This window comes from Streptomyces sp. NPDC046197 (assembly GCF_040646295.1).
GTDB lineage: Bacteria > Actinomycetota > Actinomycetes > Streptomycetales > Streptomycetaceae > Streptomyces.
The window spans coordinates 569,892-588,504 of sequence record NZ_JBEYZY010000001.1; the positions used below are offsets into that span (position 1 = coordinate 569,892).

Genomic DNA, 18,613 nt, shown 5'->3' on the forward strand with positions numbered 1-18,613 from the left:
AGTTCCACCGGGCGGCGGCCGAGGACGCCGTACGCATCCGTGAAGTGATGAAGCTCCTCGGATCAGGCCGCGGTGATCCGAACGACACCCCCTAGACGTAGCGTTCCAGGATCGACGACTCCGCGAGCCTCGACAGGCCCTCGCGGACACTCCTCGCCCTCGCCTCGCCCACGCCGTCCACCGTCTGGAGGTCGTCGACGCTGGCGGCCAGCAGCTTCTGCAGGCCGCCGAAGTGTTCGACCAGGCGGTCGATGATGGCACCGGGCAGACGGGGGACCTTGGCCAGGAGGCGGAAGCCGCGGGGGGACACCGCCGAGTCCAGGGTCTCGGGGGAGCCGGTGTAGCCCAGGGCGCGGGCCACCGTGGAGAGTTCGAGCAGCTCGGCGTGGGTGAGTGCGTCGAGCTCGGCGAGGGCCTCGTCGACCGTGCGGGAGCGCTTGGCGGTCGGCTCGGGGACGTAGTCCCGCACGACCAGTTCGCGCTCCGGCTCCACACCGGCGATCAACTCGTCCAGCTGGAGGGCCAGGAGACGCCCGTCGGTGCCCAGTTCCACCACGTACTCGGCGATTTCCGTCGCGATGCGGCGCACCATCTCCAGGCGCTGCGCGACCGCCGAGACGTCCCGGACCGTCACCAGGTCCTCGATCTCCAGCGCCGACAGCGTGCCCGCGACCTCGTCCAGGCGCAGCTTGTAGCGCTCCAGGGTCGCCAGCGCCTGGTTGGCGCGGGAGAGGATCGCCGCGGAGTCCTCCAGGACCCGGCGCTGACCGTCGACGTACAGGGCGACCAGACGCATCGACTGGGAGACCGAGACCACCGGGAAGCCGACCTGCTTGCTCACGCGGTCCGCCGTGCGGTGCCGCGTGCCCGTCTCCTCGGTCGGAATCGTCGGGTCCGGGACCAGCTGCACGCCCGCCCGCAGGATCTTCGACAGGTCCGACGACAGCACGAGCGCGCCGTCCAGCTTGCACAGCTCCCGCAGCCGGGTCGCCGTGAACTCGACGTCCAGGACGAAACCGCCGGTGCACATCGTCTCGACGGTCTTGTCGGAGCCCAGGACGATGAGGCCGCCGGTGTTGCCGCGCAGGACCCGCTCGAGTCCGTCACGCAGGGGCGTGCCGGGTGCCACGGCGCTCAGCGAGGCGCGCATCAGGCCATCGGTACCGGCACTCCCGCCGGACTTTCCGGGAGCTGATGCCCGGTCGTTGGCTGCCACTGCACTCCTCCGGTCGCAGGTTCTGGGGCGCTCCCGTTTCGCACACTCGGTTCGTACGGACGGGCGAGACCAGGGCAAAGTCTACCGGCGGTCCTCCTGCTCCCGTGGGGCCTCTCGGCGACGGGACCGGGGGAGGACCCGCAGGGCGTCCCCTATGTCGGCCACTTCCAGGACCTTCATCCCCTCAGGGATCTTGCCCGCGTCGCCCGGCACGAGCGCGTGCGTGAAGCCCAGGCGGTGGGCCTCGGCGAGCCGGCGCTGGACGCCCGTGACCCGTCTGACCTCGCCCGCGAGACCCACCTCGCCGATCGCGACGAGGTTCTTCGGCAGCGGGGTGTCGCTCGCGGCCGAGGCGAGCGCCAGGGCGACCGCCAGGTCCGCGGCGGGCTCGGAGAGCTTCACGCCGCCGACCGTGGCCGAGTAGATGTCCCGCTTGCCCAGCGCGCTGATCCGGCCCCGCTGCTCCAGGACGGCCAGCATCATCGAGACCCGGGAGGTCTCCAGACCGGATGTCGTTCGGCGCGGGGAGGGGATCTGCGAGTCGACCGTGAGGGCCTGGACTTCGGCCACCAGGGGGCGGCGGCCCTCCAGGGTGACGGTCAGGCAGGTGCCGGGCACCGGCTCGTCGCGGCGGGTCAGGAACAGGCCGCTGGGATCGGCCAGGCCCGTGATGCCCTCGTCGTGCAGTTCGAAGCAGCCGACCTCGTCCGTCGCGCCGTACCGGTTCTTGACCCCGCGGACCAGGCGCAGGCGGGCGTGGCGGTCGCCCTCGAAGTGCAGGACGACGTCCACGAGGTGCTCCAGAAGGCGGGGACCCGCGATCGCGCCGTCCTTGGTGACGTGGCCCACGAGGAGGGTGGACATGCCGCGCTCCTTGGAGGCCCGGATCAGCGCCCCGGCCACCTCCCGCACCTGCGCCATGCCGCCGGGCGCGCCGTCGATCTCCGGCGAGGCCACCGTCTGCACCGAGTCGAGGATGAGCAGCGACGGCTTCACCGCGTCCAAGTGGCCGAGGACGGCGGACAGATCTGTCTCGGCGGCGAGGTAGAGGTGGTCGTCGAGGGCGTTGATGCGGTCGGCGCGCAGGCGGACCTGGCTCGCGGACTCCTCGCCCGTGACATAGAGCGTGGGGTGTTCGTCGCTCGCCGACTTCGCCGCGACGTCCAGCAGCAGCGTGGACTTGCCGACGCCGGGCTCGCCCGCGAGCAGGACCACCGCGCCGGGCACGAGTCCGCCGCCGAGGACGCGGTCCAGCTCCGGCACGCCGGTGGAGCGGGCGGTGGCCCGGCGGCCGTCGACCTGGCCGATGGGCAGGGCGGAGGTGGTGACCCGGCCCGGTGTCGTCGTGCGGACCGCGGGCGCGCCGTACTCCTCGACCGTGCCCCAGGCCTGGCACTCGGGGCAGCGGCCGAGCCACTTGGCCGTCTGCCAGCCGCACTCCGTGCAGCGGTAGGACGGGCGGTCCTTGGTGGTCTTCGTACGGGCAGCCATGGGGGAAACCGTAGCCGCCGGTACTGACAGCGCGGGCGTCGGTCGCGCGGGAGCGGGGCGCCGGACGGCGGGTGGCGGCCCCGGCCGAGCCGCGGAGCGGAGGGTTCCTGTCCCCTTATGAGGGATCGTTTCACCCGTACGGATTAAATGTGCTCAAGCCGGAAGAAGGGGCGAAGTTCAGCCGCCTACGGTCGCACAGGTGATGAGCAGCAGCCTGGAGACCACGACCCGAACGACCGGCACACACCGGGCGCACCGGGAGGCGCGAGACCGCGCTGCGGCGCGCACGCTGGCACAGCGCCCTCCCGAGCGCTACGAGCCGTACCTGGACGGCCTGTTCACCTACTGCCTGTCCGTGTTGTGCGACCACGAGGCGGCGACCGCCGCCCTCGGGGACGTGCTGGCACTGGCCGAGCGGCGCGGGCAGCGGATCCCCCCGGCACAAGGCGACCGCAGGGCCTGGCTGTACGCGCTGGCCCGGTGGTCCTGCCTGCGCAAGCTGGCCGAGGCCAGGCAGAAGCGTCAGGGCACGCACGCCGCGGGCCGCCACGGCGACGACCGGCAGCGGTCCGACCCGTCCGCCTCCCCGCGCGTGTCCGACGAGGTCCAGGAGCAGCGGCGGCGTGAGCTCGCCCTGCTCGCCTGGCCGGAGGCGGCCGGCACCACCCCCGAGCAGCGCGAGGCGCTCGAACTCGCCGTACGCCACCACCTGGCCGCCCATGAGGTCGCCGCGGTCCTCGGCATGCACGTCGCCACCGCCCGCGAGCTGCTCGCCTCCGCCGCGTGCGAGGTCGAGCGCACCCGCGCGGCCCTCGCCGTCGTCGAGACCGCCGGCTGCCCGAGCGTGTCCCGCCTCACCGAGGACAACCAGCTCGTGCTCAGTACGGCGCTGCGCCGTGAGCTGGTCCGGCACGTCGACGACTGCCCCCACTGCCGCCGCACCGCCGAGCGCGCGATCCCCGGCCGGTGGCCGGGCGCCACCGTCACGCCCGCCGAGCTGCCCATCCTGGCGGCGCCCCGCGCGGCCCTGCACGTCGCCCTGGCCCACCCTCCGCGCGCGCGGGGCACCGTGCCCCGCTTCGACCGGCGGGGTTTCCCGATGGATCCCAAGGACCGTGCGGCCCGCAGGGACCGGCTCAGATCGCGCGCCGTGACCACGACCGTCGTCGCCACCGTCGTCGCCGCCCCCGTGCTGGCCCTGTGGGCCGCCTACCGGGGCACCCCGACCGGCGAGGCCCAGGGCGGCCCCACCGTCGTCGCGCACGAGGCGCGCGACTCCGGCACCCTGGGCGGCGAGGAGGCGGGCGGCGGCTACGAGAACGCCGGCAACGTCCGCACCGGGTCCGGCGCCCGCCCCGGCGAGGGCCACAAGGACGACGTCTCCGTCGAGGTCATCGGCGCCGCGGGCGCCGGCCAGGCGGCCCACCTGACCGTGACCGCCGGCACCAGCGGCGACACCACACTCATCACCCTGACCGCGTCCGGGCCCGAGGCGGTGCACTGGTCCGCGGCCGGCGGGGCGCCCTGGCTGTACCTGAGCCGGTCCTCCGGAACGCTCCGGCCCGGCGAGTCGCTGACGATCAGGGTGTACGTCGACCATCTGCGCGAGCCGTCCGGCCACTGGAGCACGCGTCTGGCGATCGCGCCCGCCGGTGCCGTCGTCACCATCGACGGCTACGGCACGGCACCCAGCCCCTCCGCCCCGGCCCCCACCCGTCCCGGCGACCCGCCCCCGACGTCCGGCCCGCACCCCACGCCCACCCCACCGGCTCCTCCGGGTACCCCGACGAGCGACCCGTCCCCGACCGCCCCCGCCCCGACGCCCACCGACCCCTCCCCGTCCGGCCCGGCGGGCTCCACGCCACCGCCGACGGCCGGCGGCTCGTCGAGCCCGGCCGGCCCCGCGAGCCCGGCGAGCCGGCCGACCGGCTAGAGCGGCGTCAGCCGGTCAGCGGCCGGGCTCTTCGCATGCGGTGCCGGCCGGTCGGGGCGGGGGTCTTCCCATGCGGTGCCGCCCCGTCAGTGCGGGTCTGCCGGATGCGGTGCCAGCAGCGGCAGCCGGGAGGCCAGGCGTTCCTCGCACAGCTCGACCAGGCGGTCGTAGCCGGCCTTGCCCATCAGTTCCGTCAGCTCCGCCCGGTAGGAGACGTACACCGGATCGCCCGCGCCGTGCGCCGACGTCGCCGAGGTGCACCACCAGTGCAGGTCGTGGCCGCCCGGACCCCAGCCCCGGCGGTCGTACTCGCCGATCGACACCTGCAGCACCCGCGTGTCGTCGGGGCGGTCGATCCACTCGTAGGTCCGCCGGATCGGCAGCTGCCAGCACACGTCCGGCTTGGTCTCCAGGGGTTCGCGGCCCTCCCGCAGCGCCAGGATGTGCAGCGAGCAGCCCATGCCGCCGGAGAAGCCGGGCCGGTTCTGGAAGATGCACGAGCCCTGGTAGGGGCGGGTCTGGCGGGAGCCCTCCTCGTCCTCGGAGACCCAGCCGTTCTTCGTGCCCTCGGCGTGGTTCTGCCAGATGTCGGGCGTGAGCCGTGCCACGTGCTCGGCGACCCGCTTCTCGTCGTCCTCGTCGGAGAAGTGGGCGCCCAGCGTGCAGCACCCGTCGTCCGCGCGGCCCGCCTGGATGCCCTGGCAGCCGCTTCCGAAGATGCAGTTCCAGCGAGAGGTCAGCCATGTCAGATCACAGCGGAAGACCTGCTCGTCGTCCGCGGGATCCGGAAACTCCACCCACGCGCGCGCGAAGTCGAGTCCCTTCTCGTCGGGCTCCGGGCCCTTCCGCTTCGCCTTCTTCGGCGGTGACACCCGCGAAGAACCCCGGGCCGACCCGGCCGGTGCCGCCGTCACGGGCTGCTCGTCAGTCCTTGCCGCCCTCGACGTCTTCGTCGGCTTTGCCGAGTCTGCCGATTTTTCGGTCTTCGCCTTTTTCGTCTTTGGCACGCGTCCAGGGTAAGTCGCCCCCACCCCGTCCCGGCACTGTCCCGCGCCAGGCTCCGAGGGCGGACGACGGCCCAGGTGGCAGTAGCGTTCCGTATATGAGACTCGGTGTCCTCGACGTGGGTTCGAACACGGTGCATCTGCTGGTGGTCGATGCGCACCCCGGCGCACGCCCCCTGCCGGCCCACTCGCACAAGGCGGAGCTGCGGCTCGCCCAACTCCTCGACGGCAGTGGCGCGATCGACCACGACGGCGTGAACAAGCTGATCGGGGTGGTCAAGGAGGCGCTCCAGGCCGCCGAGGACAAGGGTGTCGAGGACCTGCTGCCGTTCGCGACCTCCGCCGTGCGCGAGGCCAGCAACGCCGACGACGTCCTCGCGCGCGTGCAAGACGAAACGGGTGTCGAACTGCAGGTGCTGACCGGTGCCGAGGAGGCCCGGCTCACCTTCCTCGCCGCCCGCCGCTGGTTCGGCTGGTCGGCCGGGAAGCTGCTGGTCCTCGACATCGGCGGCGGCTCCCTGGAGATCGCCTACGGCATCGACGAGGAGCCCGACGCGGCCGCGTCGCTGCCCCTCGGCGCGGGCCGGCTGACCGCCGCCTGGCTGCCCGGCGATCCGCCCGACCCGGAAGCCGTCAGGGCCCTGCGGCGCCATGTCCGGGCGCAGATCGCCCGGACCGTCGGCGAGTTCAGCCGGTTCGGTGCGCCCGACCACGTCGTCGCCACGTCGAAGACGTTCAAGCAGCTCGCGCGCATAGCGGGGGCGGCCCGGTCCGCCGACGGCCTGTACGTCCAGCGCGAGCTGAAACGGGAGTCCCTGGAGGGCTGGGTGCCCCAGCTCGCCGGGATGACGGCCGCCGAGCGGGCCGAGCTGCCCGGAGTCTCCGACGGCCGCTCCGGCCAGCTCCTCGCCGGTGCGCTGGTCGCCGAGGGCGCGATGGACCTCTTCGGTGTCGAGACGCTGGAGATCTGCCCGTGGGCCCTGCGCGAGGGCGTGATCCTGCGGCGGCTGGATCACATGCCTCCGGCGTGAACCCGGCCACACACCGCCCGGCCGAACCAACGGCCACCCGACACCGCAACCGGGACATATGTCCTAATCAGGCCGGTGGCCGGATGTCATGGGCCCACGGTGGGAGGAAAGCAACCGGGGCCCCGGCCCGCAGCCCGGCCCCGTACGCTGTCCTTCGTGGCAGATCCAGTGGTGCGCATCCCGGATGCGAAGGTCGCCCTGTCGACGGCCTCCGTGTATCCGGAGTCGACGGCGACGGCCTTCGAGATCGCCGCGCGCCTGGGCTACGACGGTGTCGAGGTCATGGTGTGGACCGATCCCGTGAGCCAGGACATCGAGGCGCTGCGCAGGCTCAGCGACTACCACCAGATCCCGATACTCGCCGTTCACGCCCCCTGCCTGCTGATCACGCAGCGGGTGTGGTCCACCGACCCCTGGGTCAAGCTCCAGCGCGCCCGGGCGGCCGCGGAGAAGCTCGGGGCGAGCACGGTCGTCGTCCACCCGCCGTTTCGCTGGCAGCGCCAGTACGCCCGTGACTTCGTCTCCGGGGTCTGGCGGATGGCGAACGAGACCGATGTGCGGTTCGCCGTCGAGAACATGTATCCCTGGCGCTACCGCGACCGCGAGATGCTCGCGTACGCGCCCGGCTGGGACGTGACGAAGGACGACTACCGCCACTTCACGATCGATCTCAGCCACGCCGCGACCGCCCGCACCGACGCGCTCCAGATGCTCGACCGCATGGGCGACCGCCTCGGCCACGTCCACCTCGCCGACGGGGCCGGTTCCAACAAGGACGAGCACCTCGTGCCCGGCCGCGGCACCCAGCCCTGCGCCGAGCTGCTGGAACGTCTCGCCTTGTCCGGCTTCGACGGCCACGTCGTCATCGAGGTCAACACCCGCCGCGCGATGTCCAGCGCCGAGCGGGAGGCCGATCTGGCCGAGGCGCTCGCCTTCACGCGGCTTCATCTGGCCTCGGCGGTCAAGGTGCCCCGGCGATGAGCGGCGCCACCGCCCGGCGCCGGGGCCGTCCCCCGCGCGCGGAGTCGGCCGACACCCGCGACCGGATCCTGGGCGCGGCCCGCGAGGAGTTCTCCGAGCGCGGCTACGAAAAGACGTCCGTGCGCGGGATCGCCAAGGCGGCCGGCGTGGACTCGGCCCTCGTCCACCACTACTTCGGCACCAAGGAGCAGGTGTTCGAGGCGGCCATCGCGGTCGCCTTCGCCCCCGCGCTGAACGCGCCGGACACGGTCGCCGACGGTCCGCTCGACGCCGTCGGTGAGCGTCTGGCCCGCTTCATCTTCGGCGTCTGGGAGAACCCGACCACCCGGGCGCCCCTGCTGGCGATCCTGCGCTCCGCCGTGAACAACGAGACCGCGGCCGCCGTCTTCCGCAGGCTGATCGCCGCGCAGCTGCTGCGCCGGATCGCCGGCCAGCTGGACCGGCCGGACGCGGAGCTGCGCGCGGAGCTGGCGGCCGCGCAGCTGGTGGGATGCGCGATGCTGCGGTACGTGATCAAGGTGGAGCCGCTGGCCTCGGCGGACCTGGAGCAGATCATCGCGAGGGTGGCGCCGGTGGTGCAGGGTCATCTGACCGGTCCGTGAGCCGACGGCCCCGCTCCCCGAGACACCCGTCCCGCAATCCGGACACTCCGTCCCGATCCCTGGAAGACCGGCGTAGGCTCGTCCGCAATCAGAAGTCTCTGATCGCAGTCTCTGAAGGAGCGAGCGACGATGCCCGAGCTGAGGTCCCGCACAGTCACCCACGGCCGCAACATGGCGGGCGCCCGCGCCCTTATGCGGGCCTCCGGTGTACCCGGTGCGGACATCGGCCGGAAGCCGATCGTCGCGGTCGCCAACTCCTTCACGGAGTTCGTGCCGGGCCACACCCACCTGCAGCCGGTCGGCCGGATCGTCAGCGAGGCGGTCCGGGAGGCGGGCGGCATCCCGCGCGAGTTCAACACGATCGCCGTCGACGACGGCATCGCCATGGGCCACGGCGGCATGCTCTACAGCCTGCCCTCGCGCGACCTGATCGCGGACAGCGTCGAGTACATGGTCGAGGCCCACTGCGCCGACGCCCTGATCTGCATCTCCAACTGCGACAAGATCACCCCGGGCATGCTGCTGGCGGCCCTGCGCCTGAACATCCCGACCGTCTTCGTCTCCGGCGGCCCGATGGAGTCCGGCCGCGCCACGCTGGTCGACGGCACGGTCCGCACCCTGGACCTGGTGGACGCGATCTCCGACGCGGTGAACGACAAGATCTCCGACGAGGACATCCTCCGTATCGAGGAGAACGCCTGCCCGACCTGCGGCTCCTGTTCCGGCATGTTCACCGCCAACTCGATGAACTGCCTGACCGAGGCCATCGGCCTGGCCCTGCCCGGCAACGGCTCGGTGCTCGCCACGCACACCGCCCGCAAGGCGCTGTACCAGAGCGCGGCCCGCACGGTCATGGACCTGACCCGCCGCTACTACGAGCAGGACGACGAGACCGTCCTGCCCCGCAACATCGCCACCTTCCCGGCCTTCGAGAACGCGATGGCGCTCGACATCGCGATGGGCGGCTCGACCAACACGATCCTGCACCTGCTGGCCGCCGCCCAGGAAGCGGGCGTCCCCTTCGGCCTGGAGGAGATCGACCAGGTCTCGCGCCGGGTCCCGTGCCTGGCCAAGGTGGCTCCCAACATCGCCGGGAGCCGCACGTACTACATGGAGGACGTGCACCGCGCCGGCGGCATCCCCGCGCTGCTCGGCGAGCTGCACCGCGCCGGCCTGCTGAACGAGGACGTACACGCCGTGCACAGCCCCTCCCTCGGGGACTGGCTGAAGACCTGGGACGTCCGGGGCGGCTCCCCGTCGGCGGAGGCCGTCGAGCTGTGGCACGCGGCCCCGGGCTGCGTGCGCTCGGCCGAGGCCTTCTCCCAGTCCGAGCGCTGGGAGTCCCTCGACGACGACGCCGAGCGCGGCTGCATCCGCTCCGTCGAGCACGCCTACTCCAAGGACGGCGGCCTGGCGGTCCTCAGGGGCAACCTGGCCGAGGACGGCTGTGTGGTGAAGACCGCGGGTGTGGACGCGTCCATCTGGACCTTCGAGGGCCCGGCGGTCGTCTGCGAGTCGCAGGAGGAGGCCGTCCAGAAGATCCTCACCCAGCAGGTCAAGGAGGGCGACGTCGTCGTCATCCGCTACGAGGGCCCCAAGGGCGGCCCCGGCATGCAGGAGATGCTCTACCCGACCTCGTACCTGAAGGGCCGCGGCCTGGGCAAGGCCTGCGCCCTGGTCACGGACGGCCGCTTCTCGGGCGGCACTTCGGGCCTGTCCATCGGCCACGCCTCTCCCGAGGCGGCCTCCGGTGGCACCATCGCGCTCGTCGAGGACGGCGACCGCATCCGCATCGACATCCCGAACCGCTCCATCGAACTGCTGGTGGAGGAGACGGAGCTCTCCCGCCGCGAGCAGGCACGGAACGGTGTGTACGCCCCCGTCAACCGCGACCGCAAGGTTTCCGCGGCGCTGCGTGCCTACGCGGCCATGGCGACCAGCGCGGACAAGGGCGCCGTGCGGGACGTGTCGAAGCTGGGCTGACGCACCGCGACGCGCAGGGGCCGCCTCCGAGGAGGCGGCCTCACGCATGTCACCGGGCCGTCGTCACGGGCGCGCGACGCCACCGGCCGATCTCACCAGTCCGACGGCTCGCGCCCGTCCACGGCGAAGACGGTCCCGTCGGGGGCGGTGCCGTAGACGTGGTCGCCGACCACCACCGGCTCGGGCAGCACGGCGGCGATCCGGTCCGCGTGGGTCCCCAGGCGCGGTGCGGTCTGCCCGGCCATCCGCCCGGTGCGCGCGTCGATCGCCAGCAGCCGTCCGTCGGCGCCGGTGAAGAACACATGGCGGCCGGCGGCGACCGGTGCCGAACCACGGCTGACGGACGTCTCCAGCCGCCACAGCACCTTCCGTGCCGCCAGGTCGACCGCGTCCAGCGAGCCACCGGTGCCCAGCAGGTGGACGACCCCGTCCCGCACGGTGGCCTGCACGCCGTCACGCGGGACGGGCAGCGCGACGCGCACCGACCTCCGGGACGCCGGGGTGTAGCGGACGACGGCGTCCACCTGGCCGACGTAGGTGCCCCGCTCGGCGAGCAGGACGAGGGAGCCGTCGTCGCTGCCGACGGGCGTCAGCGTTCCCCGCAGCTCGGCGTCCCAGCGCACGGAACCCGTCCGCGCGTCCACCGCGACGACCCGGGTGGCCGACCCGTCGTCCGAGATGCTCGTCGCGTACGCGAGCGGGTCCCCGGCGAAGGACGAGAAGTTCGGCATGGCCAGGCCCGGAACCCGTCGGCTCCACCGGGTGGTGCCCGTCGCGCCGTCCACGCCGCGGACCACTCCGTCCGCCCCGGTGAGCAACAGGACGCCGCCGGCCTCGCGCACCCCGCTGTACGCGGGAACGTTCCGCTGCCAACGCGGCCTGCCCGAGGCGGGATCGAGGGCCTCCAGCCGCCGGCCGTGGTCCGTCATCGACTGCACCAGACCGCCCGACACCACGGGCGGCGTGCTGGTGAGCTCGTTGGCGACGGAGTGCCGCCAGCGCAGCGCCCCGTCGGCCGCATCGAGCGCGTAGACCATCCCCGGCCGTGCGCAGAGCAACTCCCCGGCGCCGTAGGAGCACTGGGCCATCCCTTCGACACCGGACGGGGTCTTCGCCGCCCACCCGGAGAACGCGGCCGCGGCGGTCCGGGGGCTGGCACCGCGCTCGGCCCACTCCCCGCCGAACAACTGCACCGAGGCGAACACCCCGCCCACGACCAGGGCGAGTCCTCCGGCGGCCAGTGCCAGCAGTCTGCGCGGCCGCCGGCCGGCACGCGCGCGGGGCTCCGGCGTCCCGGCCCCGGACCGCGCGGACCGCCCGGACCCCTCGGAGACGCCAGGCCCTTCCGACATTCCAGAGCCTTCCGAGGTCCCGGGGCCCTCGGAGTGCGCAGGGCCCCCGGACCGCTCGGGCCACGCGTGCGGCTCCCCTCGCCGCGGGGCCGCCGTCCGCTCCTCCGGTAGGAACGCCTGGGTGTCGTACGAGGCCGCCACCGACCGCAGTTCCCGCATCAGCTCGTCCGGCGTGGGCCGGTCCTCGGGCTCCTTCGCGAGGCAGCGCAGCACGAGCGGCGCCAGGTCCTGCGGTACACCGGTCAGGTCGGGCTCGTCGTGCACGACCTGGTAGGCGACGACGTACGGACTGTCGGAGTCGAACGGTCCGCGCCCGGTCGCCGCGTGCACCAGGACGGATCCGAGCGCGAAGATGTCGGCCGCCGGCCCGACCTCCCGCGGCCGCCGGAACTGCTCGGGCGCCATGAACGGCGGGGTGCCGATCAACTTGCCCGTCTCGGTGCGCAGTTCGCTGTCCTTCGGCCGGGAGATCCCGAAGTCGATGACCTTCGGGCCGTCCTCGGCGAGCAGCACGTTGCTCGGCTTGAGATCCCGGTGCACCACGCCGACCCGGTGGATGTCACGCAGTGCCTCCGCGAGCCCGGCCATCAGCCGGCGCAACCGGGCCGGAGCCATGGGTCCGTTCCGCTTCACATGGTCGGACAGGGTGGGGCCGGGAATGAACAAGGTGGCCATCCAGGGCCGTTCGGCCTCCGGATCGGCGTCGACCACGGGCGCGGTGAAGGCGCCGCTGACCCGCCGGGCCGCCGCCACCTCCTGCCGGAACCGGCCTCTGAACTCGGGGTCCACCGCGTATGCGGCGTGTACGACCTTCACCGCCAGCTTCAGCCCGGAGGTACTGCGGGCCAGGTGCACCACACCCATACCGCCCGAACCGAGCCGCTCTTCCAGACGGTAGTGACCGGCGTACTCGGGAAGTTCCGCTTCCGCGCCCGCTGCGGTGTTGCGCTGTGGCTTCATGGACCACCCCCCGTGCTCTTCGGCCGCGCGCGCGACCCGCCGGAGCCTAGTCCATGAATCGAACGGGACAGAGGAGGCTTGCTAGCCTCCGCGTACGAGTCGCGTACATGTGTTTCGCCGCGCGCTCCAAGGGAATCAACGGGACCCCATGGCAGTCATGGGGTGCAACGGGGGAGGAAAGTCATGTCTGCCGAACACGTAGAGAAGACGGCCACCGACGGTGCGACGGAGGCCGTCGCGGACACGGCACTCGTGCGGTACTACTCGGTCGCCCCGGGCGTCCGCCTGAACGTCCGCAGCGGTCCCGGCACCGGCTACGCCGTCGTGCGGGTCCTGCCCGAGGGCGCCTCGGTGCCGATCTACTGCCAGACGCCGGGTACGACGGTCACGGGCCCGTACGGCACCAGCAACATCTGGGACAACATCGGCGGCGGCCAGTACGTGGCGGACTCCTACGTCCACACGGGCAGCGACGGCTACGTCACCTCGCGCTGCGGCTGAGCCCGGACGAAAGCCCGCGGCCGGACCGGAGCCATAATCGACGCGTGAGCGACGAGAACGGCACCCCGGAGACGTCCGCGGGCTCCGCGGCCGCGGCCCCGGCGGGCCCCCGCCCCGAGCCCCTCCGCTTCTTCGGCACGACCTGGGTGGACCACGACAACGGCTACACGGCCCGCCGCATCGGCGTCGCCGTGGGCTCGCTCGTGGCCGCCGCGGTCTCGTGCCTCGTGCTGCGGTTCGCCTACCAGGGGCTCCAGATCGCCAACTCGGGCGCCTTCGTCACACTCCTCGTCGTGGTGATGTTCGCGGTGTGCAGCGCCCTCGCCTTCCGCAACACCTGGGACGGCTTCGGCAAGCGCCCCGACCCCGACCGCCAGGCCTCCCTGCGCGGCCTGCTCGCCATCGGCTTCGTCGGCTCCCTCCTCGCCTACTTCTTCCGCTCCCTCACCGAGGCGCCCGGCGAGAAACTCCACCGCCAGGAGTACGACCAGGCCCGCAACGAGTACGAACGCCGCACCACCCGCCGCTCGGGCAACCCGTCGAAGAAACGCCGCCGGGGTTGACCGGTCCCGGGCGGGTGGCGGGTGCCGCGGGTGTCATGTGACTGTCCGGTTGGTGGTGCTGCTCTGCTGCGATGGGGTGCTGCTCCGGCCGGGGTTGATTGGTGCCGGGCGGGTGGTGGGTGTCGCGATGTCACTCGGCCTTCCTGCTGGTGGTGCGTTGCCGCGGCTGGCGTGGGCTGCCTTCCTGCTGGTGGTGCGTTGCCGCGGCTGGCGTGGGCTGCCTTCCTGCTGGTGGTGCGTTGCCGCGGCTGGCGTGGGCTGCCTTCCTGCCGGTGGTGCCACCACCGCTGCGGCAGGCTGCCTCCCGCTGCCCGGCGGGCCACAACCCCCCGAAATCCGCTGTCAGCCCTCGGCCCGCGCCACCACCATGGCCGTATGACCACCTCGCCGCCGCCCTTGCCCGGCCCCGACGGCCTCCACGCGAGCCGAGCGCACTCCTTCAACGCCGCCACCGCTCAGTACGCCGCGAACCGCCCCTCCACGCTCGAACTAGCTCGCGCGGGGGCACCCCCATCGCGTCGACGCCCTCCTCCGCCTTGCAGCTGGACGCACCGACCCCCGCTCACCTGGGCCGATTGGATGCCGTCACTCCCCTGCGACCTGATCGCACACCCGATTACGTTCCTGATCACGCCCCTGACCACCCCACCTCCGCGACCACCCCGTTCGGCGGCAGCCCGGCCCCCCGGCTGCCGCCTTTTCCACGCTCCGCCCCCCTTGACGGCACCACGCCGCGGTCGCATTATTCATCACATGATGAATTACGCTCCCGATCCGCCCCGCACCGGAACGGACGCCGTGCACGCCGCAGGCCTCACCGTCGTCCGCGGCCCCCGCACGGTCCTGCGCGGCCTCGACTTCACCGTCCCCCGTGGGCAGATCACCGGCCTGCTCGGCCCCTCCGGATGCGGCAAGTCGACCCTCATGCGCGCGATCGTCGGCACCCAGGCCAAGGTCGGCGGCACCCTGGACGTCCTCGGCAGCCCCGCCGGCCACGCCTCCCTGCGCACCCGCATCGGCTACGTCACCCAGGCCCCCTCGATCTACGACGACCTGACCGTCCGCCAGAACCTCGAATACTTCGCCGCGATCCTCGACCCGGGCCGCGCGGCAGCCGAACGCCGCCACGACCACGTCACCCGGGCCATCACCGACGTCGACCTCACCAGCCACGCCGACGCCCTGGCCGGCAGCCTCTCCGGCGGCCAGCGCAACCGCGTCTCCCTCGCAGTGGCGCTCCTGGGCACCCCGGAACTACTGGTCCTCGACGAACCGACGGTCGGCCTGGACCCCGTCCTGCGCCGCGACCTGTGGAACCTCTTCCACGACATCGCCGCGACCCGCGGCGCGACCCTCCTCGTCTCCTCCCACGTGATGGACGAGGCCGAGCGCTGCCACCGCCTCCTGCTCATGCGCGAGGGCGAGATCCTCGCCGACGACACCCCGGACGCGCTTCGCTCCCGTACCGGCGCCGAAACCGTCGAGGCGGCGTTCCTGCACCTGGTGGACGAGGCGGTCGCAGCAGGCCGCGCCAAGGAGACAGCCCGATGAGCACGACGACCCGACCCGTTTCGGCCGGCGCCCTGAACATCTCCCGGACCACGGCCACCGCCACCCGGGTCCTGCGCCAGCTCCGCCACGACCCGCGCACGATCGCCCTGATGCTCCTGGTCCCCTGCCTGATGCTGTTCCTGCTGCGCTACGTCTTCGACGGCAGCCCGCGCACCTTCGACAACATCGGCGCCTCGCTCCTCGGGATCTTCCCGCTGATCACGATGTTCCTGGTGACCTCGATCGCCACCCTGCGCGAACGCACCTCGGGCACCCTCGAACGCCTGCTCGCGATGCCACTCGGCAAGGCAGACCTCATCGCGGGCTACGCCCTGGCCTTCGGCGCGCTCGCGATCGTCCAGTCCGCCCTCGCCACGGGCTTGGCCGTGTGGTTCCTGGGCCTCGACGTCACCGGGTCCCCCTGGCTCCTGCTGCTGGTCGCCCTGCTCGACGCGCTGCTCGGCACGGCCCTCGGCCTCTTCGTCTCGGCCTTCGCGGCCTCGGAATTCCAGGCGGTCCAGTTCATGCCCGCGGTGATCTTCCCCCAACTCCTCCTCTGCGGCCTATTCGCCCCACGCTCCACCATGCACCCCGCCCTCGAGGCCATCTCCGACGTCCTGCCGATGTCGTATGCGGTGGACGGCATGAACGAGGTCGTCAGGCACACGGACATGACAGCGACCTTCCTACGCGACGCACTGATCGTGGCGGGCTGCGCGCTAGTGGTCCTGGTACTGGGGGCAGCAACCCTGAGGCGACGCACCCCCTAGCCACCGACCACCCGCCGACCACGAGCCGACCACCCGCCGACCACGAGCCGACCGCCCACCGACCCCGCGTCCCGCCTGCCGGACAACCGGTCCGCACCGCACCGCTCGGTGCGAACATGAACCCATGAGCCAGAAAGTCGCAGTCCTCGGCACCGGCAAGATCGGCGAAGCCCTGCTCAGCGGAATGATCCGGGCCGGCTGGGCCCCCGCCGACCTCCTGGTCACCGCCCGCCGCCCGGAACGGGCCGAAGAACTCCGTGCCCGCTACGGAGTCAGCCCGGTCACCAACCCGGAGGCCGCCAAGACCGCCGACACCCTGATCCTCACGGTCAAGCCGCAGGACATGGGAACCCTCCTCGACGAGCTCGCCCCGCACGTCCCCGCCGACCGCCTGGTCATCAGCGGTGCGGCGGGCATCCCCACCTCCTTCTTCGAGGAGCGCCTGGCCACCGGCACCCCGGTCGTCCGCGTCATGACGAACACGCCCGCCCTCGTCGACGAGGCCATGTCCGTCATCTCCGCCGGCACCCACGCCACCGCCCAGCACGTCGCCCACGCCGAGGAGATCTTCGGCGCCGTCGGCAAGACCCTCCGCGTCCCCGAGTCCCAGCAGGACGCCTGCACCGCTCTGTCCGGCTCGGGCCCGGCGTACTTCTTCTACCTGGTCGAGGCCATGACCGATGCCGGCATCCTCCTCGGACTGCCCCGCGACAAGGCCCACGACCTCATCGTCCAGTCCGCGATCGGCGCCGCGGTGATGCTCCGCGACAGCGGAGAGCACCCCGTGAAACTCCGCGAGAACGTCACCTCCCCGGCAGGCACGACCATCAACGCCATCCGCGAACTGGAGAACCACGGCGTGCGCGCCGCCCTCATCGCCGCACTGGAAGCCGCGCGCGACCGCAGCCGGGAACTGGCCTCCGGAAACAACTGACACCCCGGCGCCGTGGGCCGGGCCCTGGTCAGGCAGGCAGCAAGCCGATCGCCCGGTAGGCCGCGTCCACCATCGGCCGCGCCATCTCCCTGGCCTTCTCGGCCCCCGCCCGCAACACCCCCTCCACATACCGGGGATCCGCGCACAACTCCTTGTGCCTCTCCTGCACGGGCCCGAGAAGCTCGACCACGGCCTCCGCGGTGTCCTTCTTCAAGGCGCCGTACGACTCATAGGCGCTGCTCAACGCCTCGGGGCTCCCACCCTCACAAGCGGCCAGGATCTCCAGCAGATTCGCGACTCCGGGCCGGGACTCCCGGTCGTAGACGACGTCCTGCCCGCTGTCCGTCACCGCGCGCATCACCTTTCTGCGTACGACATCGGGCTCGTCCAGCAGATAGACGATCCCGGGACCGGAGTCGTCCGACTTGCCCATCTTCGACGTCGGCTCCTGGAGGTTCATCACCCGCGCCGCCACCTGCGGTCGGGTCGCCCTCGGAACCACGAACGTGTGCCCGTACCGCTGGTTGAACCGAATCGCCAGGTCCCGGGTCAGTTCCACGTGCTGTGTCTGGTCGTCCCCGACCGGTACCTCGTCGGCCCCGTACGCCAGGATGTCCGCCGCCATCAGCGCCGGATACGTCAGCAGCGACAGCCGTACGCTGCCGCCCCGTTCCCGCTCGCGTGCGGACTTCTCCTTGTACTGGATCATCCGCCGCATCTCACCGTCGGTGGCCACGCACTCCAGCAGATAGGACAGCCGCGCGTGCTCGTCCACATGGCTCTGTACGAAGACCGTGCACCGCTGCGGGTCCAGCCCCGCCGCCAGCAGCAGCGTCGCCGCCTGCCGGCTGAGCCGGCGTACCCGCGCGGGATCGTGCTCCACGGTGAGCGCGTGCAGGTCGACGACGCAGAACAGCGCGTCCGCCCGGTGCTGGTCCACCTCTGCCCACTGCCGCATGGCCCCCAGGTAGTTCCCCAGCGTCAGGTGCCCGGTCGGCTTGATCCCGCTGAAGACCCGTGTCATCTCCACTCCATCTCCTGGTCGAGGCCGCCGTCCCCGGGCGGCCGCCCCTCGGAGGTTCTGGAGGAGATACGAGAACGGCCGCCGAGGCGGCGGCCGTTGAGTGCATACGTGAAGTACGGCCGCCGTCAGGCGGCCCACCACTTCTGGGTACACGTACGCGTAGTCACGTCCACAGGGTACGCCTCCCGGGTGCCGTCCGTCCGTCGTTTGACATACCCCTCCGCGATCCGTAGGGTTCTTCGAGTTGTTCGACGTGAGAGCCGACTCCGGTCGGTCCCCGGACAGCCATTCCGCAAGTACCACCCCCACTCGACGGCAGTCGTGTTGTCTGTCTGCCCTCGTGTCTTTGGCGTGCGTATTCGCGAAATGAGGAATCGGCGTTCGAAAGAACGCAGCCCCCGATTCGCTCGGGAGCCCGGAATCCGCTAAAGTCTCACCCGTCGGAACGGCCGCACGGCCGGGAAGACAAACCCCGCTGACCGGGGGTCAGGTCGAAAATAGGATCTGATAGAGTCGGGACCGCCGGAAAGGGAAACGCGGAAGCGGGAACCTGGAAAGCGCCGAGGAAATCGGATCGAGAAAAGATCTGATAGAGTCGGAGACACCGAAGGGAAGCGCCCGGAGGAAAGCCCGAGAGGGTGAGTACGAAGGAAGCGTCCGTTCCTTGAGAACTCAACAGCGTGCCAAAAGTCAACGCCAGATATGTTGATACCCCGT

15 protein-coding genes are annotated in these 18,613 nt (G+C 72.0%); 10 read left to right on the forward strand and 5 right to left on the reverse strand.

The window, feature by feature from the left end:
* Positions 1–91 precede the first annotated feature (91 nt).
* Positions 92–1,216, reverse strand: coding sequence for a DNA integrity scanning diadenylate cyclase DisA (disA, locus tag AB0A61_RS02625; protein WP_361284895.1), 1,125 nt, complete (start codon positions 1,214–1,216; stop codon positions 92–94).
* A gap of 81 nt (positions 1,217–1,297) precedes the next feature.
* Positions 1,298–2,707, reverse strand: coding sequence for a DNA repair protein RadA (radA, locus tag AB0A61_RS02630; protein WP_361284898.1), 1,410 nt, complete (start codon positions 2,705–2,707; stop codon positions 1,298–1,300).
* Between the two features lie 199 nt (positions 2,708–2,906).
* Between radA and AB0A61_RS02635 the strand changes: the two genes are divergently transcribed.
* Complete coding sequence (locus AB0A61_RS02635; RefSeq protein ID WP_361284901.1) at positions 2,907–4,640, forward strand: hypothetical protein; 1,734 nt, start codon at positions 2,907–2,909, stop codon at positions 4,638–4,640.
* An 86-nt stretch (positions 4,641–4,726) separates the two neighbouring features.
* Here the strand turns inward: AB0A61_RS02635 and AB0A61_RS02640 are convergent, their stop codons facing one another.
* Positions 4,727–5,512, reverse strand: coding sequence for a hypothetical protein (locus tag AB0A61_RS02640; RefSeq protein ID WP_361284904.1), 786 nt, complete (start codon positions 5,510–5,512; stop codon positions 4,727–4,729).
* A 230-nt stretch (positions 5,513–5,742) separates the two neighbouring features.
* On the opposite strand from AB0A61_RS02640, the gene AB0A61_RS02645 reads away from it, so the two are divergent.
* The 4 genes from AB0A61_RS02645 to ilvD all read left to right on the forward strand — a co-directional run bounded on the left by AB0A61_RS02645 (position 5,743) and on the right by ilvD (position 10,241).
* Complete coding sequence (locus AB0A61_RS02645; protein WP_361284907.1) at positions 5,743–6,675, forward strand: Ppx/GppA phosphatase family protein; 933 nt, start codon at positions 5,743–5,745, stop codon at positions 6,673–6,675.
* 156 nt (positions 6,676–6,831) lie between these two features.
* Positions 6,832–7,656, forward strand: coding sequence for a sugar phosphate isomerase/epimerase (locus tag AB0A61_RS02650; protein ID WP_361284910.1), 825 nt, complete (start codon positions 6,832–6,834; stop codon positions 7,654–7,656).
* Complete coding sequence (locus tag AB0A61_RS02655; RefSeq protein WP_361284913.1) at positions 7,653–8,258, forward strand: TetR family transcriptional regulator; 606 nt, start codon at positions 7,653–7,655, stop codon at positions 8,256–8,258. The genes AB0A61_RS02650 and AB0A61_RS02655 overlap by 4 nt, the downstream gene beginning before the upstream one ends.
* A 129-nt stretch (positions 8,259–8,387) precedes the next feature.
* Complete coding sequence (ilvD, locus tag AB0A61_RS02660; RefSeq protein ID WP_361284916.1) at positions 8,388–10,241, forward strand: dihydroxy-acid dehydratase; 1,854 nt, start codon at positions 8,388–8,390, stop codon at positions 10,239–10,241.
* A 92-nt stretch (positions 10,242–10,333) separates the two neighbouring features.
* Here the strand turns inward: ilvD and AB0A61_RS02665 are convergent, their stop codons facing one another.
* Positions 10,334–12,553 (reverse strand): serine/threonine-protein kinase, encoded by a 2,220-nt coding sequence (locus AB0A61_RS02665; protein ID WP_361284919.1) that lies wholly within the window; start codon positions 12,551–12,553, stop codon positions 10,334–10,336.
* A 183-nt stretch (positions 12,554–12,736) separates the two neighbouring features.
* Here AB0A61_RS02665 and AB0A61_RS02670 point away from each other — a divergent pair, with 183 nt between their 5' ends.
* The 5 genes from AB0A61_RS02670 (at position 12,737) to proC (ending at position 16,872) form a co-directional block, all read left to right on the forward strand.
* A complete protein-coding gene (locus tag AB0A61_RS02670; RefSeq protein WP_361284922.1) occupies positions 12,737–13,054 on the forward strand; it encodes an SH3 domain-containing protein in 318 nt (105 codons plus the stop codon).
* A 44-nt stretch (positions 13,055–13,098) separates the two neighbouring features.
* Positions 13,099–13,617, forward strand: a complete 519-nt coding sequence (locus AB0A61_RS02675; RefSeq protein ID WP_361284925.1) for an EamA/RhaT family transporter — start codon at positions 13,099–13,101, stop codon at positions 13,615–13,617.
* A 753-nt stretch (positions 13,618–14,370) separates the two neighbouring features.
* A complete protein-coding gene (locus AB0A61_RS02680) occupies positions 14,371–15,168 on the forward strand; it encodes an ABC transporter ATP-binding protein (RefSeq protein ID WP_361284928.1) in 798 nt (265 codons plus the stop codon).
* Positions 15,165–15,938: an ABC transporter permease gene (locus tag AB0A61_RS02685; protein WP_361284931.1), complete on the forward strand. Its 774-nt coding sequence runs from the start codon at positions 15,165–15,167 to the stop codon at positions 15,936–15,938. The genes AB0A61_RS02680 and AB0A61_RS02685 overlap by 4 nt, the downstream gene beginning before the upstream one ends.
* Positions 15,939–16,062: 124 nt before the next feature.
* Complete coding sequence (proC, locus tag AB0A61_RS02690) at positions 16,063–16,872, forward strand: pyrroline-5-carboxylate reductase (protein ID WP_361284934.1); 810 nt, start codon at positions 16,063–16,065, stop codon at positions 16,870–16,872.
* Between the two features lie 28 nt (positions 16,873–16,900).
* Here proC and trpS read toward each other — a convergent pair whose 3' ends face one another.
* Positions 16,901–17,896 carry a tryptophan--tRNA ligase gene (gene trpS / locus AB0A61_RS02695; RefSeq protein WP_361284937.1) on the reverse strand — a complete coding sequence of 332 codons (996 nt, stop codon included), beginning with the start codon at positions 17,894–17,896 and terminating at the stop codon, positions 16,901–16,903.
* Positions 17,897–18,613 lie beyond the last annotated feature (717 nt).